Source organism: Caproicibacterium argilliputei (assembly GCF_029211325.2).
Classification (GTDB): domain Bacteria; phylum Bacillota; class Clostridia; order Oscillospirales; family Acutalibacteraceae; genus Caproicibacterium; species Caproicibacterium argilliputei.
The window spans coordinates 1,069,499-1,085,650 of record NZ_CP135996.1; the positions used below are offsets into that span (position 1 = coordinate 1,069,499).

At 50.5% G+C, this 16,152-nt stretch carries 14 protein-coding genes and 2 tRNA genes; 6 read left to right on the forward strand and 10 right to left on the reverse strand.

All coding sequences use genetic code 11. The annotated features are described in order from the left end of the window. Positions 1-38: 38 nt before the first annotated feature. The 5 genes from PXC00_RS05065 to PXC00_RS05085 form a co-directional block, all read right to left on the reverse strand. Positions 39-962, reverse strand: a complete 924-nt coding sequence (locus tag PXC00_RS05065) for an OB-fold protein (RefSeq protein WP_275844464.1) — start codon at positions 960-962, stop codon at positions 39-41. A 16-nt stretch (positions 963-978) separates the two neighbouring features. Continuing rightward, positions 979-1,410, reverse strand: a complete 432-nt coding sequence (locus tag PXC00_RS05070) for a hypothetical protein (RefSeq protein ID WP_275844465.1) — start codon at positions 1,408-1,410, stop codon at positions 979-981. A 780-nt stretch (positions 1,411-2,190) separates the two neighbouring features. Beyond that, positions 2,191-2,547 (reverse strand): helix-turn-helix domain-containing protein, encoded by a 357-nt coding sequence (locus PXC00_RS05075; protein ID WP_275844467.1) that lies wholly within the window; start codon positions 2,545-2,547, stop codon positions 2,191-2,193. 168 nt (positions 2,548-2,715) lie between these two features. After that, positions 2,716-3,681, reverse strand: a complete 966-nt coding sequence (locus PXC00_RS05080) for an IS5 family transposase (protein ID WP_316935204.1) — start codon at positions 3,679-3,681, stop codon at positions 2,716-2,718. Between the two features lie 790 nt (positions 3,682-4,471). Then, positions 4,472-4,903 carry a putative ABC transporter permease gene (locus PXC00_RS05085; protein ID WP_275845512.1) on the reverse strand — a complete coding sequence of 144 codons (432 nt, stop codon included), beginning with the start codon at positions 4,901-4,903 and terminating at the stop codon, positions 4,472-4,474. A 220-nt stretch (positions 4,904-5,123) separates the two neighbouring features. Here PXC00_RS05085 and PXC00_RS05090 point away from each other — a divergent pair, with 220 nt between their 5' ends. The 3 genes from PXC00_RS05090 (at position 5,124) to PXC00_RS05100 (ending at position 9,201) form a co-directional block, all read left to right on the forward strand. Further along, the gene (locus tag PXC00_RS05090; RefSeq protein ID WP_275845514.1) at positions 5,124-5,711 is read left to right on the forward strand and encodes a hypothetical protein; all 588 of its coding nucleotides are present in this window, start codon (positions 5,124-5,126) and stop codon (positions 5,709-5,711) included. A gap of 318 nt (positions 5,712-6,029) precedes the next feature. Beyond that, positions 6,030-7,832 (forward strand): DUF342 domain-containing protein, encoded by a 1,803-nt coding sequence (locus tag PXC00_RS05095; protein WP_275845516.1) that lies wholly within the window; start codon positions 6,030-6,032, stop codon positions 7,830-7,832. Positions 7,833-7,893: 61 nt separating this feature from the next. Continuing rightward, positions 7,894-9,201, forward strand: a complete 1,308-nt coding sequence (locus tag PXC00_RS05100; protein WP_275845518.1) for a methyl-accepting chemotaxis protein — start codon at positions 7,894-7,896, stop codon at positions 9,199-9,201. A gap of 59 nt (positions 9,202-9,260) precedes the next feature. Here the strand turns inward: PXC00_RS05100 and PXC00_RS05105 are convergent, their stop codons facing one another. Next, positions 9,261-10,022 carry a PilZ domain-containing protein gene (locus PXC00_RS05105; RefSeq protein ID WP_275845520.1) on the reverse strand — a complete coding sequence of 254 codons (762 nt, stop codon included), beginning with the start codon at positions 10,020-10,022 and terminating at the stop codon, positions 9,261-9,263. 377 nt (positions 10,023-10,399) lie between these two features. Between PXC00_RS05105 and PXC00_RS05110 the strand changes: the two genes are divergently transcribed. Next, positions 10,400-11,584 carry a flagellin N-terminal helical domain-containing protein gene (locus PXC00_RS05110; protein WP_316935120.1) on the forward strand — a complete coding sequence of 395 codons (1,185 nt, stop codon included), beginning with the start codon at positions 10,400-10,402 and terminating at the stop codon, positions 11,582-11,584. 166 nt (positions 11,585-11,750) lie between these two features. Here the strand turns inward: PXC00_RS05110 and PXC00_RS05115 are convergent. Together PXC00_RS05115 and PXC00_RS05120 are read right to left on the reverse strand one after the other, a co-directional pair. Next, positions 11,751-11,840 (reverse strand) — tRNA-Ser (locus tag PXC00_RS05115). Between the two features lie 46 nt (positions 11,841-11,886). Continuing rightward, positions 11,887-11,975 (reverse strand) — tRNA-Ser (locus tag PXC00_RS05120). A 295-nt stretch (positions 11,976-12,270) separates the two neighbouring features. On the opposite strand from PXC00_RS05120, the gene pta reads away from it, so the two are divergent. Continuing rightward, a complete protein-coding gene (pta, locus tag PXC00_RS05125) occupies positions 12,271-13,245 on the forward strand; it encodes a phosphate acetyltransferase (RefSeq protein WP_275845521.1) in 975 nt (324 codons plus the stop codon). 205 nt (positions 13,246-13,450) lie between these two features. After that, the gene (locus tag PXC00_RS05130; RefSeq protein ID WP_275845523.1) at positions 13,451-14,575 is read left to right on the forward strand and encodes a GGDEF domain-containing protein; all 1,125 of its coding nucleotides are present in this window, start codon (positions 13,451-13,453) and stop codon (positions 14,573-14,575) included. Positions 14,576-14,636: 61 nt separating this feature from the next. Here PXC00_RS05130 and PXC00_RS05135 read toward each other — a convergent pair whose 3' ends face one another. Together PXC00_RS05135 and PXC00_RS05140 are read right to left on the reverse strand one after the other, a co-directional pair. Further along, entirely contained in the window at positions 14,637-15,227 is a 591-nt protein-coding gene (locus PXC00_RS05135; RefSeq protein WP_275845524.1) for an HD domain-containing protein, read from the reverse strand. After that, entirely contained in the window at positions 15,224-16,138 is a 915-nt protein-coding gene (locus PXC00_RS05140; protein ID WP_275845526.1) for a CFI-box-CTERM domain-containing protein, read from the reverse strand. The genes PXC00_RS05135 and PXC00_RS05140 overlap by 4 nt, the downstream gene beginning before the upstream one ends. Positions 16,139-16,152 lie beyond the last annotated feature (14 nt).

Below are 16,152 nucleotides of genomic sequence, written 5' to 3' on the forward strand. Positions count from 1 at the left end.
CCTTCACCCTCAATTAGGAGAGCCTCACAGAGAGAAAATTAAGAATCAAGGGAATCAGACGAAGCGAGAATGTCACGATAACGTATATTGATTTTAGGAACGCTTCTGGAATCGCCCATTACAGTGGTGTACGTTTGCAGACCATTCAAAACGCCGTATACGGTAATTTTATCGTTTTCAAGTATCCTGTCTTCATTTTCGCTTTCAGGGGTGTACAGAGCATACAAGGAGCTGTCAGACGTATGTTCAGAGTCCGAGTCTGCTTCCAACAAAAGCATTTGCGTTCCGTCGCCAGTGTCCTGAATCTGCTGAACGGTTGCAGTTAGCTTTACGTTTTGTCCTTTGTACTTATTTGGGTTTCTAGCAATTTGCTGAAACGCAATTGTCTTGCAAGAAGCCTTGTATTCTGCTTCTGTGGATGTTTTACTGACAGGAGAGGTACTGCTGTAGAGGTGAATGCCAGCCTGAACCTGCTGCGTTGTGTCAGAGGAATAGGGAAGTATCCCTGAAATCAGCAAACATACAATGAAGGGGGCAACGACAGCTGCTATGATTTTTCCAGAACTTTTCATCTTGATTGGGTGGTATCTGAAATATGAAATTGCAGATTCTGGATTCAAATGATTCACAACTGCTCCATTGCTACGATACCCGTTCAGCGCTTTTCTGTAAATTCTTCCGGTGGGTATGCCGTTTGCAACGTTTGTCGCATCAATGTTGGTATGAACCATGTGCGTAGCAGCCATCAGCCCCAGCGTTTCAACTGCCATGAGTATTCCAGTGGAGATGTACCCGCCGCAGAGAAGTGAAACCGTGCAGAGCGTAAATACAGCTGATAAGAAAAATAACACAGCATAGGCGACCTTTTGCCCGGTGTGCTTCTTTGGAGGTGGGTTTCCTGCGGTATAAGAAAAGTTTTGGTTATTTGGCGGCAAATGTTCTGGTGAACCGTATGCGCCCATAATAAAATCACTCCTTTTATTCAAGTCCATATTGGCCGGATGAAATCAGCTTGTTATTTTGAAAAACAGCATATACGCTTTTTCCGATTCCAAACCAGTTATAAGTTTTGGTTTCAACTCCATCAGACTTATTATTGAAAGTTGCAGTTCCTTTACTTCCCAAAATTTCACAGCACTTTTCATAAGTCATTCCTTCATGAAGCTTCTGGCATTTTTTGTATGTTATTTCACTGGATGAAGAAGTAGATGAAGGCGCTGTTTCCTTTTCAAATCCATTTTTGAAACCAATGACGAATCCGGGGATGAATTGAATCAGAATCAGTGCAACAACGATTGCTCCAATGATGGACAAACAGCCGACTCTTTGAGGACGCTTTTTCGATTCTTCTACTGGTCCATCTTCTTCGGCATCACGGCGTTCTTTCATCTTCTGCCAGTAGGTTTTCATAGCTTTCTCACCTTTCTTTAATCATTCACCAATATTTTACATCAAAAAGGAGATTATCACAATGCAAGAAGTACAACTTTCAAATGTTCTGCATTATCAAAGCAACACAAACTCACGTCGTTTGGAAAAGCGGTAAAAAGTAAATTAGCGGTCAATGATTAAACCATGACAAGCCTTGGAGACAAAGTACGAGCAAAAAGTATTACTTGCTATGACGAACAAATTTCTAAATGCTTGCGTGGAACATTGCATAACCAAAAAAATTTGAACGCAATTTCTGAAATTACAGGGGATAGAAAGGATGGAACAATGAATAATTTGCAGGTTTTTTAAAAGCGACAGCCTTTGCACTCTATGTAATAGTACAGCGCCCAGCGGATAAATTCCTCTGATACGCTGAAATATTCTGCCAGTTCCCATATTTCCGTGTAACCGTCCTTAACAGCGGCTTGCGAGTCTGAAAAAGGAAGAAAACGTTCCACAGCCCACTTGTTTGCTTTGTACTCGTGCTGGCACACAAGGTCAAGGGGGCTCTGTCTGACTGATGCGTGTAACCTGTGGCACAATGCCCTAGTTCGTGTGCCAGCACAGATTTGATTTGCGATACGCGGTCAATTTTTGTTGTGTCTATAGCTATTGAATATGTTCCATCTGGAAATTTGAAAGTGATTGCTCCGGTATAGGCTTCTTTGAAGTCTATTTTTTTACCATCAAGTCAATGTCGCGGGAATCAACTTCCGCATAAACTTCTGAAAGTTCCGTAATTTCCCCTCCGAAAGCTTACTTTCTGGAATTGTTATCTTTTTCTTTACGGTGCTTTGCCATGTCCTTGGCAAGATTCAATAGAATTTCCTTGTCAGAGTCAGACAGGTTACCAGACTCATTATGCATTGCGTATGAAAAGTCATCGAACGTTTCAACTTCAAATTCAGGGCGGCTGTGCTCGTTGCCCATTAGATAGTCAACCGTGACACCAAAATAGTTCGCAATCTTAGACAGTTTATCCGCTGATGGGGTCTGCAAGTGCTTTCTCCATTGGGTAAAAAGTCCATTAGAAAAGCCAATGTCTTTTGCTACTCGATATGCACTTACGCCTTTTTGCTTCATTAAGAGATCGATTTTGTCAATTACATCCAAAATAAATTCCCCGTTCTATACATAATTTGCAAGCTTAGAAATCTCTCATATTACGCTATTGACTGTATTAGGGCAACACCGCACAATGGTATAAAAAATCCACGCCATCTGCCAAAGGCGGCAAACAGCGAGGAACTCTCCCAATTATATCTGCGAAGGCAAACGCAATCAGACTGACAGGCAGGGCCTGTCAGCCAGAATCAGATTCGCCAACGCAAACATCATATTCAGTTTGGCGGTCTGCTTTTGCAGACCTCGGTATCGCGTCTTTCGGTACCGTAACAGACCTTTCACAACGGCAAAAACATGTTCTACTTTGGCACGAACCGATGACTTTTCGTGCTCTCTGCGCTTGAGTTGGGCTTGCGACCTGTTGGAACCCTTTTTGATTTGCGATGGGCGACGATTGAACTTGTAACGGATACGCTTGCCAGCATTGTTCTTTATAATGGCATCCTCGCGCTTTTCCGCTCCCAAATATCCGCTGTCTCCGTATACAACGCTTTCCTCTCCGGTCAGCAGTTTGGAGGTCATGGCGACATCATGGACATTGGCGGCCGTTACCTCAACCGTGTGAACAAGCCCGCTATCCTTATCCACCCCAACATGTGCCTTGTAGCCAAAGTGCCACGCATTGCCCTTCTTCACCTGATGTGCATCCGGGTCTCGCTGCTTCTCCTGATTTTTCGTGGAGGACGGAGCGGCTATGATGGTGGAATCCACAATGGTACCCTTTTTCAGAAGCAGTCCCTTTTGTTGCAGCAAATTTGCCACCTGCGCAAACAACTGCTCCTGCAAACCGTTTTGTATGAGAATATTACGAAATCTTCCCAGCGTATCCCCGTCCGGCACCTGATTGCTTGATTCCACGCCGCAGAAATCCGAAAAGGCACGACTGTCGATCGTTTCAGCCACCGTTGCTTCGTCGGATAGATTATATAGGTTTTGCAGCAGATACAGCCGCAGCATCAGTTCCAAATCATAGGGCTTGTTTCCGTGCTCTCCTTTGTAGTAGCACGGCTTGATCATGGCCACCCATTTCCCCCATGGAACGATGCGCTCAATCTGCTCGAGAAATTCTTTTTTCTTCGTACGCACCTGTGCCAGTTCATCGCACAGAGCTGACATACTCATCTGCTTATCCATATACCTATTTTATCATATCTCGCTTCTTACCGCAGCTTTTTTTCTGTGCGGTGTTGCCTTAGAAATCTAGAGTATAGGCATGACTTAGATTGCTAATACATAGTCAATGCATAACGATTAGAAATTATATGTAAAAGATTTCCAAACTGTTGTGGCACTATTAACTCAGTAAACTAAGAATACCACTCAATTTTGATAATTTCTACCCGAATTTTCAACAAAGGAAGGTGCCTGGATATAGGTATCGTATACTTACTTTTGCAAATCACAGCCAGATAAGTCCGAACAGCATAATATAAACACAAAAAAAGAACTAAACAGAAAATCTATAGACTTTTTAAGAAAAACGGTTCGTAATAGTATGAATAGTTTTAAATTGGTAATGGACCGCGGTTCGTGAGGAAAAATGTGGTGGGATGCTTTTGCTTGCTAACTCCACGCCGCATTGACTTTATTTGTAAGCACGCAGTCACTCTGCGAAAAGCGGTTCCTGCATTTTAAGCCCGGCAGGAGGGCAAATTGGTATGAAAAAGGCAGCCTGTGAAGGCTGCCTTTTTCTGAAAGCAGAACCAAGCTGTATGCCGTGTTTGCATATGCAAATCTTTATATACCAGCGATGGTAGGGTAAAGTCTCCATGAAATCCGAATATCGTTCGGTGATGCAGGAACCAAAATATAGCGGGAAAAAGTGGCTTGCAAGGAGTTCCTGCTTCTGCGTGCTTCCTATACTTCGTTTTTGCTTTTTCAGAGGTTTCGTAGTTTTTAATTTGCGATGGGACTACAGGAATCGATAGTGTGGCTTCTCATCTCCAAACAATTTCCAACGCAGGAAATCATCTAGAATGACAGCCGCCCAACCAACGACACACCAAGCTAAGGCCCAGATCAGGCAGATCTGTCCCAGAAGATTGTATGGCTGCTTGCTGTAATCCCACACCTGCAGACGCAGCCATAAATTAAAGATACACCCGAAAAGAAATTCGAGCCCCGTAATGGTCAAACCTGCCACGAGTGCCTGACTGAGCAGGGACCACTCCCAGCGGATTTTTTGGTTTTCCAGACCGATAATACAGAAAAGCAGACCGCCTGCCAGAAACATCGACCAGTGTGTCCAGTGACGCCAGCCCAGTTCCAGCAAACAGTAAGCTGTGCCGCCAAACAAAAATAGAAAAAAGTATTCCCAGAAAATTGACCGCCGCTTTTTCCTCAAGATGCGCACCTCCCTGATTTCCTTTTATCATATCTATGCGTCGGTTTCTGTGGATACAACGCTCTGTGCGGAACGGAACAAAGGGAAGTGCAGGGGAGACGGGCTGTGTGCGGTACAGAGACGCCGCAAAAAAGAAATTTTTTATTTTTCGTTTATTGCATTATCGTGCAGGGAAAAGTGGTAAGATAAAGGCAGAAAAAGAACCAAAGGAGGGGTTTGTATGAGCCTGCAGGTCAATGGATTGGGAAATGATTACGCGGCGCGCCTTTATCAGACGCGCCTGCAGACACAAACGCGCCATGCACAGGATACACCGGTTGAAGCTGTGCAGTCGGTATCGCGGGCGGCAACCTCTACGGAAACTTCCCGCGTGTCGCGCACATCCTCTGTGCTGACAGCCGATCAGGTGCAGTTCAGCCAGCGTGCGCAGCAGGTGCTTGCGCAGAGCAGCTCTACCTCGACAACGTACGGAACAGCGCTGGCTTCGGCAGATACGCTTGCCGGAGCAGTTCCGCACCGGGGGCAGATTCTGAAAGAACAGACAGAGCTGCCAACTGACGTTTCCGCTGTTTCTGCGGTGCGCCGGACTGCCGCCCGCCAGAACCGCAGCACAGGCACGTCGTCGAATCAGGCGGTTCAGGCGGACAGTGGCACAACCTTTGAGGGAAAGTTACAGAGCGCGCAGCTTCAGGCAAATGAAAAAGAGCAGAATGTGCTTTCCAAGGGGATGCAGCGCTACCTGCAGATTCAAAGCAATGTGTCGCCGCAGGTTCAAACGACGGCTGTGGCAATGAATTTGCTTGCATAAAGGAAAACAATCAAAAACGACAGTTTCCGCTCCGGCGGGGCTGCCGTTTTTTCGTACAAAGCAAAAACTGAATTTTTGTAGGAGATTGCTAAGGAAAACTGAATATCTTTTTGCATCCAGCATAATTTTGAAGTTCAATGAAAACAATTACCGGAATTTTAACTGATTTTCACAATAATCTATAGACGAAGAAAAAAATCTGATGTATAATAAGCTAATGTTGGAAATGCAAAACAAACATTCATCCAGCTGAATGCTTTTTATACGTGAAACGTACAGCTTGAAGTCTGTATAAACAAGCCGGAGGTGAAAAGCATCATGAAGCAAAAAACAGAACGGGACAAGGAAGAAAAAAGCGAGAGCCTGCTGCTTTCCCTGTATCAGAAGTTTGTGAAGCGCAGGGACTCTGCAAAAACGGAAGAAACCGACCAACCCGAGGAGCAATCCGCCCAGGAACGGGCACAGCCTCCGGACTTGGGAGAGCCGCCGGCAGATTCCGAAACAAAGCAGACGGCGGAAATCCCCACTTACGATGCCAGTCAGATGACGGTTACGCTTCTATCTCTGCAGAAGTTCTATGGTCTTTGGGCGCAGGAAAACAGCACCCCTGTGCGCGATCCGAGCTGTGGTAGGTATATTGGCAATCTGCCCCCACCTTGGGACGATGAAACAACAGATTTGCTAAAAAAACTGGATACCGAGGCAGAAGGAATCCTTAAAGCTACTGAATCCACCGAAAATGTGACACCTCGTCCTAAAATTGACGGTCGCGTGGAAGTTGCGGTTTCCAAAGATGGGCTGCGGGCGTGGATTTTTGTGTTTCCGCCACTGTTCGGCGGTACGCCGGCAAGCGCCGAAGCAGCTTCTGCAGCGCTGAAGGCGGCAGGGGTTACCACTGGTGTGGATGAGGAAACAGTCGCGCAGGCTGTGCAGGAACGCGCGTATATGCGTTTGTTTCTGGCAGCTGCCGGTACGCCGCCGGTCAATGGGGAAGACGGCCGCATAGAAGAGGTCATTCCGCACACTGTCGGCACGCCGTATATGCAGTCTGACAAGGATGTGATCGACTACAAAAACCTGAACTGGCTGGTGCACGTGGAGGAGAAGCAGCTGATCTGCCGCGTGGTTTTGCCCACGCCCGGCAAGTCCGGCCTTTCGGTGCAGGGAAAAGAAATTTCCTGCACGCCTGGCAAAAAGCCCGACTTGCCCATTGGCGCGAACACGCAGCTATCTGAAGATGGTACGGAAATCACGGCAAAGGTGGAAGGCCAGATTTTCTACGAAAACAACCGCTACAAAGTCATGGATGTCATCCAGATTCAGGGCGACGTCGACCTTTCTACCGGCAACATCAACGTGAAAGGCAACGTCTTTGTGCAGGGCAATGTGCGCGACAGCTTTATCGTTCGTGCCACTGGCGATATCAACATCGCCGGAAGCGTCGGTATGGCAACCGTGGAGGCCGGGGGCAACATTTTTGTGCGCAACGGCATCAATGGCAACGAGCAGGGCACGCTCCGTGCCGGCGGCGAAATCAAGTGCCGTTACATTGAAAGCGCCAAGGTTTATGCCGCGGGCAATCTTTACGCCGACAGCATTGCAAACTCCACGGTGGTGTGCGGCAGTTCTGTGCTGGCGGAGTCCGGCCACGGTGTTATCATCGGCGGCAGCATTACCGCGATGGAGGGCATCCGTGCCAAGGAAGTCGGCAACGAGCGCGGGCAGGTCACGCGGCTCAGCTTGGAGTGCACACCCGAATTTTTAGAATTGAGGAAATCAGTTACAAAAGAGTTTCAGGAAATCCAGTCTAAAATTGAAACCGCACAGCAGCAGACCGATGTGCTGAAAAAAGGGGAGAAAGACCCGAAAATTCAGGCGGCGCTTAAGGATATCCATTTCCGTCTGTCCATTTTTTTGGTAAAGCAGGAGAAGCTGAAGAAGCTGATGAATGAGATAGAGGAAAAAGAGGAGAAGCTCGACATGGCACAGATTCGCGTTGTGACCATGTATCCCACGGTCGCGGCGCGTATCAACGGCGTTTCTCACATCTTTAACAAGGAAGCCACAAACTGTCTGATTTTCCGCTCCGGCACTGATTTGGAGCTGGGAAGAACCTCTTAAACTGAGGCGGACTGGGTTACTTATATTTACGAATTACATACGTCAAAGGAAGGTTTACAGAATGAATCGGAATCAAAAAATCTCACGAAAACTGCTGTACAGCACCGGCTTTATTACCATACTGGGCATTGTCATGCTGATTGTTTCCATGGCGGGCATGAACAGCATCAGCCAGGCAAAAGATCACGATGCAATGCAGACGCAGATTCAAGTATGGATGGTTGCAATTGGAATTTTCATTGTTGTGTACTTAGTGCTTTCTGCAGTGCTGGCGTTCCGCATGGCAAAGAAAATTTCCGCGCCAATCAATTCCTTAAAGGATGTTGCGGAGGATCTCGCCGCCGGCAAGCTGGACACCAGAGTTGAGTACGAGGGCAACGATGAAATCGGCGAATTGACCGAAGCGCTGCGCAAAACCACCGCAAACCTGCAGGAGATTATCACCGACCTGACCTACAACCTGCACGAAATGTCCAACGGCAACTTCAAGGTGCACTCCAAAATTGGAGACGAGCATTACGTCGGGGAGTTTATGCAGGTGCGCCGCCAGCTTGGCATCATCAAGCAGGGCATCAGCAACACCATGAACCAGATTACGCAGGCGGCAGACGAAGTCGCCGCCGGCGCGGGGCAGGTTTCTTCCGGCGCGCAGGCGCTTTCCGAAGGTTCCACTCAGCAGGCAAGCTCTGTGCAGGAACTGGCCGCGACCATTGACGAGATTTCCGCGAAAATTGAGGAAAACGCTAAGAATGCCATGGAAGCCAACCAGCAGGCAAAAGAAGTCGGCGACAGCATGGCGGAAAGCAACCAGCAGATGGAAGAAATGATTCAGGCAATGAATCACATCAGCGAAACTTCCAACAAAATCAGCACCATTGTCAAAACCATTCAGGACATCGCGTTCCAGACCAATATCCTTGCGCTGAACGCTTCCGTAGAAGCGGCACGTGCCGGCACCGCAGGCAAGGGCTTTGCCGTGGTTGCGGATGAGGTTCGCAATCTGGCAAACAAGAGCCAGGAGGCTTCGCAGAACACTGCCAAACTGATTGAAGAAGCCATCGGCGCCGTGGAGCGCGGCACCTCCTTGGTGAACAGCACCGCGAAGTCCCTCGGCGCCGCCGTGGAGGGCGCGAAAGCCGTTGAGGACACCATCGGCCGGATTTCCGCCGCTTCTTCCGAACAGTCGAGTTCGGTGCATCAGGTGACGCAGAGCGTCGAAGAGATTTCCAGCGTGGTGCAGACCAACTCCGCCACCGCCGAGGAGAGCGCCGCCGCCAGCGAGGAGCTTTCCGGGCAGGCGCAGATGCTCAAAACGATGGTCGGGCAGTTTCAGCTTCGTGAAACCACTGCCCTGTTCAATAACAACTGAGTCCCGTAAAAAAACCGGCTGTGCAGCTTGCACAGTCGGTTTTTTCTATGTTAGGTGCGTTACACCCGCTTTGATTTGCGAATTTGTTTGCTCTGCTCACGCAGCAGGTAGGTGCAAATCAGGTTGTTCTGCGCGGAGGTGACCTCCACAAAGCGGCAGCCAGTGCAAAACGCCTTGCCATCACCGCACGCGGCAGAGTCCCGCACCACCAGGCACGTCAGATCTGCGGGCTTGTCCTGCAGGGTCAGGTGCAGCACCAGCCGTTCCTGTGCGCGAAACGCTTCTTTGCCGCGAAACTGCGCGCCGCCCGCGCTCAGGTCGAGCAGGCGAACCTGCGTGCCCCGCGGCAAAATCGGCGCCGGTTCCGGCACGCGCGCCGCCAGCTCCGCTTCGGTCAGCGTGCCGCCTGCCAGCTGCTGCTCCACGCGCAGGCGTTCCGCATAGCTTAACCGGCGCAGGCGGTTTGCGCTTTCGGCACGGGTGATTTCCGCTGCGCGGTACGCGGCGGCGGGCAGGCTTATTGACAGGCGAAAGCAGCCCCGCCGCTCACGCTCGGTGAGCAGGCGGATGTCCTTCACGCGCATGAAAGCGTTTGTGGAAATGTACACTTTGCCCATGTATTCACGCCCGCCGCACGTGGCGCTGTGCAGGTAAATTTTCACCGGGCGGTTGTAGTGCTCCAGTGACAGTGCGCCGCGCGGGTCGCGGATGACCAGCTCCTGTGCATACCGGCCCGCCAGAATGCCGGTGGCGAGCAGTTCGTTTTCCTCGGACTTCACCTCGCAGGGCGAATTGACGTAAGCGTCTTCCGGCTGTTCCATTGTTTCTCCTCCATTCAGGCGGCTGTGCCGCACACATTCTTCCGTACCATTATAATGCGCGGACGGAAGCACTGTCAATCGATTCCGCGCGGCGGCAGGGCGGACTTTCTAAAAAATCACTTAAATTTGTACAATAAAATTCCAAATTGTTTGTGCAGAATATGCATTGCAGTTTGTCGAAAAAAGCCGATAATAGTGTTAGCAATCAAAAATAACCGTCTGCAAAATAAATTTTCTTTCGTGGTCGGCGCGGTTGCATTCCTTTCGATTTCATTCCCGAGCGGCTGGCGCGCGGGCGCTTGGGTTTGAAATATATATTTTAAAAAACTGGCACACGGGTGCACGGAAGCACCCCGCCAAAACATGGAGGTACAATTATGGGCATGGTAGTAAGAACCAACACAATGGCTATGAACGCGCAGCGGATGATGAACATCAACAACAACAAGGTGGCATCTTCTCTGCAGAAACTGTCTTCCGGCTACAAAATCAACTCCGCAGCCGACGACGCCGCAGGTCTGGCAATCAGCGAGCACATGAAGGCGCAGATTAAGGATTTGGATGCAGCAGCAGACAACTCCAACGACGGTATTTCTGTTGCACAGACCGCTGAGGGTGCACTGAACGAAGTGCATGATATGCTGAACCGTATGTCCGAACTTGCTACAAAGGCAGCGAACGGCGTTTACACTGACAGCCAGCGCAGCAACTACAGCGATGAAGTTACACAGTTGCAGTCTGAAATTGACCGTGTTGCGGACTCCACCAACTTTAACGGCATTAAGCTGTTGGATGGTACACAGGCTGGACCTGCAGTTACTACAACGGCGGCTGATGGTACTAATGCTGCAACTACTGCAATCGACTTTAAAGGTTTGACAGGCGCTAACGCAATTGGTGGCACTGTGACTGTAGGCGATAAGACCTATGAATTTGTAAAAACCGGCGGAACTGCTACGGGAACCAATACTAAGGTTGAAGTTGCTGATAATGCAGATGATGAGGCTATCGCTTCAGCATTTAGTACTGCGTTGAATGGTGGTGCGCCCACTGGTGCAGCTTCTACTGCTTCAGCTGCTTCAGGTTCGGTGGTTACTGTTTCTACAAGTGATAAGACTGCTGGAACGGCGGCATTAGCAGCCTCCTCTCAGAATATTGGCGGTATGTCCTTGCAGATTGGTGATACCAATGATTCTTACAATAAGCTGAAGGTTTCTATTAGTGATATGCATGCAAGTGCACTGGGCGTTGATGCAAACAGTATCAGCATTTCTGATCAAGCAAGTGCTGGCAAGGCAATTTCAGTCATCAATAGTGCAATCGACAAGGTTTCCAAGCAGCGTTCTCAGCTCGGTGCTATCCAGAACCGTCTGGATCACACCATCAACAATCTGAACACTACCAGTGAGAACCTGACCTCTGCGAACAGCCGTATCCGCGATACAGACATGGCAAAGGAAATGATGTCCTACACACAGAACAACGTGCTGACTCAGGCCGCACAGGCTATGCTGGCACAGGCAAACCAGGCTCCGTCTCAGGTACTGCAGCTCCTGAAATAAGTTTGGCGTTCTGTCGCAAGGTTTCTTGTTTCAAAAAAGAGGGCCGCCCGCAAGGGCGGCTCTTTTTGTGCGCAAAAATGCCCTGCAAAACAAAGGCAGGGCAAGAGTTGGGCGTTAAAAAAACCGCATGGCAGCCAAAACGGCTTAACCATGCGGTTTTATATCTTGGCGGAGAAAAAGGGATTTGAACCCTTGCGCCAGTTTCCCGACCTACTCCCTTAGCAGGGGAGCCCCTTCACCACTTGGGTATTTCTCCACGGGTAAAAAATATCTGAAATATAAAATGTATATGTTGTATGCAGTGGCGGAGAGGAAGAGATTCGAACTCTTGGTCCCTTGCGGGATCACTGGTTTTCAAGACCAGCTCCATAAACCACTCGGACACCTCTCCAGAGGCAAATGATAACTCACAAGTGCGAATATAATGTTATCACAGACGACTCGATTTGTCAATGCCTTTTTACAAATTTTTATTTTTTCTGCGGCGCGGGCGTTTTTTGTCGAGTGATACATTTTTAACAGCATTCTTTGCTTCTCCATAGAAAATCATGCCGGATTTTTGCAAAGTTCGGTGTCTTTTCCGTTTGTTTTCTTTGAAATCGGGTGTATAATAAAAGAGCAAAGCTCCTGCCGGTCCGCGCCGTGCGGGCAGGCAGAATTTCACATAGGGAAGGACGTAAAGATCCATGCTTGAAAAAATGATCGAGATTCTCAAAAAGAATCCCCGTAAAATTGTATTTCCGGAGGGCACAGACCCCCGTATTCTGGAGGCGGCTGCCCGCCTGAAAAAAGAGGGCTTCCTCACGCCGGTGCTTATCGGCGCGCAGGATGCGGTCAAAGCCGCTGCGGCAAAGGCAGGACAGGACATTACCGGCATTGAAATTGTCGATATTGCTGCATTCCCCGACTTTGAAAAGATGGTCGCAACCATGGTCGAGCTGCGCCACGGCAAGATGGACGAGGCTGCCTGCCGCGCAAGCCTGCAGAAGTCCAATTACTTCGGCACCATGTACGTGAAGATGGGTTACGCGGACGCCCTGCTGGGCGGCGCAACGTACTCCACAGCCGACACCGTGCGTCCGGCGCTGCAGCTGGTCAAGTGCAAGCCCGGCCACAAGATTGTCACCAGCTGCTTCCTGCTGCACCGTCCGGACGGCAAGGGCGGCTCCGAGATGTACGCCATGGGCGACTGCGCCATCAACATTGACCCGAATGAGGACGAGCTGGTCGAAGTGGCGCAGGGCACCGCGGAAACCGCGCGTACCTTTGGCATGGAGCCAAAGGTGGCGTTCCTTTCCTACAGCACCAAAGGCTCCGGCAAGGGCGACAGCGTTGACAAAATGCGCAGCGCGGCAGAAAAGCTGATTGCGCAGCATCCGGATTACGACGTCGACGGCGAGCTGCAGTTTGACTCTGCGGTCGCACCGGCAGTCGCGTCCCTCAAGGCGCCGGGCTCCAAGGTTGCGGGCAAAGCCAATGTGTTCATTTTCCCGGACATCAACGCCGGCAACATCGGCTACAAGATTGCTCAGCGCTTGGGCGGCTTTGAGGCCGTCGGCCCGATTATGGCTGGACTCAACGCCCCCATCAACGACTTGTCCCGCGGCTGCAATGCGGAAGAGGTCTACAAAATGGCGGTCATTACGGCTGCACTGAAGTAAGAATCATTCCCTTCTTGGGTTAGAACAGGCGGCATAAAAACCGCCTGTTTTTCTTTATATAATTTGCGTGACAAATCTCTTTCTATGTGGTAAAATTCGTATGTAACAAAAATGCAAGTAGTAGTGATTCTTATTTATTTCGTGTAAATATAAGACCGTGCCGAACCGAATGAAACAGATGCACAATCTTTGGAAGTGATAGAAAGTGAAAAATGCGGACTCTGCGCAAAACAGTCTGCGGATGATTGACCGCCGGTGGCGGAAGTTTCAGGTTCAGTCCATGCTGGGTTACACCATTTTGATTGCCCTTTGTGAGCTGGCCGGTTATTCAATATTAAATGCCATGGGTTTGGTTGAAACAAGCATACAGGGATATATGCTGAAATACATGCTGTTTCCGCTTGCGTGCAATTCGCTTCTGACCTTTGTCAGCTGGCTGGCTGCCGTAAAACTGCCGCTGTCTGAAACAGCGAAAACCCTTTTGGTCAACTTGACCATGACAGGCATGGCGTTTGTGGTTTCGGTTGTCCACTGCATTTTTCCCAGCATTTACGCCGTCTTTTTGGTTCCAATTATCATGACGACCATTTACGGAAAAATCCATCTGACCGGCGTGATTGCGCTGGTTTGCTCGGCGCTGGACTTGGTCAGCGCGCTTTTTACCCATTGGGATGCCGATAAGCCGACCGGAGCCGCTCTGACAGCCGACCTGATGCTGTCGCAGTTTTTGCTGGCGGGTGTTTTTGTGGCTTGCACAGTCATCATCCGCTTTGAACGGGAAAAGCAGCGAATCATTGCGCACAGCGAGCAGGAGCGCTGCCGCCTGCAGCAGGAACTGCTGAAGGATAACCTTACGGGTGTATACAACCGCCTGGCGCTGGACAATGCCTTAAAAAGTCTGCGCAGTGCCTCCGAAGAAGAATCTTTTCTTGCCATGATGGATGTGGATAATTTTAAGTCCATCAATGACCTGTATGGACATATCGAAGGGGATGCGGTCTTGCGCTACCTGGGTACTGTGCTGAAGCAAGACTGCCCGGGCGCGGCGCCCATTCGCTTTGGCGGTGACGAGTTTGTTGTCCTGTTCCAAAGTTCCGGGAAAGAGAAAGCCTTTGCCGCCCTGCAAAGTGTGCAGCTGGACTTTGAGAAATACCATGTGAAGGGGCTGCACCCGACACTCAGCATCGGCCTTGCCAAGTGGCACACAGGGATGCTGTCAGAAGAGATTCTGCGCCGCGCAGATGAAGCGCTTTACCAGTCCAAACTTGGCACGAAAAACAAAATCACGCTGTACATACCCACCGCCAAGCCAAGCGGTGCCGCTGAATAATCGAATAGAAATCAAAAATGCGCCGTCCATGCGATTGCAGGGATTCGGCGCATTTTTAGGGTTATGCGGTCAGCCAGCCGTTTTGTACGGCGGTGTCCAGCATGGCGGTGCAGCGCGGCCACAGGGCGGGCATCTGCTCTCGAACCAGACGGAGCCGCGCTTCCACCTGGCTGCGGCTGACGTGGTGCAGCTTCCAGGTGTGCCCGTCGGTTGCCATGTTGTTCAGCACCGGCTGAAAGCGGTCGCAGCAGTTTGCGAAAACAGCGTCCGGCGTTTGGCAGGCCTCAAATTCCTCCCACTGTGCGCGGTAAGCAGCGCATTGGTCGGGCGGCAGCAGGGCAAAGAGTTTGTCTGCCGCGGCAGTTTCGCGCGCTGCCTTGTCTTTGTAGCCCTCTGTGTCGTAGGCAAAAGTATCGCCGGCGTAAATTTCCACGAGGTCGTGGATCAGGCACAGCTGCGCGGTACGGCTGCAGGAAGCGCCTTTCGGCGCATACTCGCACAGCAGGGATGCCATCAGCGCAATGTGCCAGCTGTGCTCCGCGTCGGTTTCACGGCGGCTGCCATCCGCCAGCAGGGTGTTGCGATAAATGGACTTCATCTTATCGCATTCCATGGAGAAAGCGAGTTGCTGTTCCAGACGTTCCTGATTCATGACAGACCTCCTGTTGTTGTGGATGAAAGGTACAGCTTTTCCAGACGCAGTACCATCTGTGTGTAGCGCCGCAGGCAGCGGGCGCTGCGGCGGTGTTTGGCGTCCCGCACGCAGGGAAGCAGGTAGGCGTTCCAGAGTTTTCGGTAAATCTCCGCGGCGTTCGGCGCAGTGTCAATCGCCGCAACAATGGAAGGGGCAAAGGTGTAGTATTCCTGAATCAGCAGCGAACCGCCCGGCTGCTGCCGCATCCAGTCGTCGCGAAACCGGCGCAGGGTCTGCAGTTCCGCGCAGCTGTCCGGTTTCTGCAGGCTTTGGCAGACAGCAGTGGTGATGTAGCAGCCCTTTTTGCGCCAGCCGCTGTTAATGGTTTCGTAGCTGACCGGATTCAGCGGCTCTCCAGGGTACTGTGTGTTCCAAAGCTGCAGGAAGGAAGCCAGCACTGTGTCTGTTTCTGCTGCTGGATTGTCGTGCAGAGCCGGCACCAGATAGACCTCTACCATCATGCGGTAGCGAAAGAAAGCGCTGCTTTTCGGGCTGCGTACCCGCCTGCTGTGCAGGACTTCGGAAATGTGCTTCAGCAGGGCTTCGGCAAAGGCGCTGCAGTCCTCCTCCCGAACTCCGTGCAATGCCTTGACAGCATCGTCAAACCGTGTCCGATAGGCAGAAAAGCACGCCGGATAGGCTTTTTGGGTAAAGGAAGACTCTTCTACTTCGAATTGAAACAGACTGTCATCCAGCAGGGCGAGCGCCTGCCGCAGGCGCTCGGCGCTGTCCGGCTGCGTGGAAACAGGTGCTTCCAAAGCGGCCAGATCAATCGGTTTTGCGCAGTACATACAGACAATCTGCTGTACACCAACCGGTACTTGCAGTTCCAGCCCGCAGTAAGGGCAGTGAATGGCTTTATATTGCATATGGCACCTCCTTT

Bases quoted from the DNA above. Each gene is read 5' to 3' on its own strand.
- PXC00_RS05065 (WP_275844464.1), bottom strand. From the start codon at position 962: ATGGGCGCATACGGTTCACCAGAACATTTGCCGCCAAATAACCAAAAC.
- PXC00_RS05070 (WP_275844465.1), bottom strand. From the start codon at position 1,410: ATGAAAACCTACTGGCAGAAGATGAAAGAACGCCGTGATGCCGAAGAA.
- PXC00_RS05080 (WP_316935204.1), bottom strand. From the start codon at position 3,681: ATGAGTATGTCAGCTCTGTGCGATGAACTGGCACAGGTGCGTACGAAG.
- PXC00_RS05090 (WP_275845514.1), top strand. From the start codon at position 5,124: ATGAGCCTGCAGGTCAATGGATTGGGAAATGATTACGCGGCGCGCCTT.
- PXC00_RS05095 (WP_275845516.1), top strand. From the start codon at position 6,030: ATGAAGCAAAAAACAGAACGGGACAAGGAAGAAAAAAGCGAGAGCCTG.
- PXC00_RS05100 (WP_275845518.1), top strand. From the start codon at position 7,894: ATGAATCGGAATCAAAAAATCTCACGAAAACTGCTGTACAGCACCGGC.
- PXC00_RS05105 (WP_275845520.1), bottom strand. From the start codon at position 10,022: ATGGAACAGCCGGAAGACGCTTACGTCAATTCGCCCTGCGAGGTGAAG.
- PXC00_RS05110 (WP_316935120.1), top strand. From the start codon at position 10,400: ATGGGCATGGTAGTAAGAACCAACACAATGGCTATGAACGCGCAGCGG.
- pta (WP_275845521.1), top strand. From the start codon at position 12,271: ATGCTTGAAAAAATGATCGAGATTCTCAAAAAGAATCCCCGTAAAATT.
- PXC00_RS05135 (WP_275845524.1), bottom strand. From the start codon at position 15,227: ATGAATCAGGAACGTCTGGAACAGCAACTCGCTTTCTCCATGGAATGC.
- PXC00_RS05140 (WP_275845526.1), bottom strand. From the start codon at position 16,138: ATGCAATATAAAGCCATTCACTGCCCTTACTGCGGGCTGGAACTGCAA.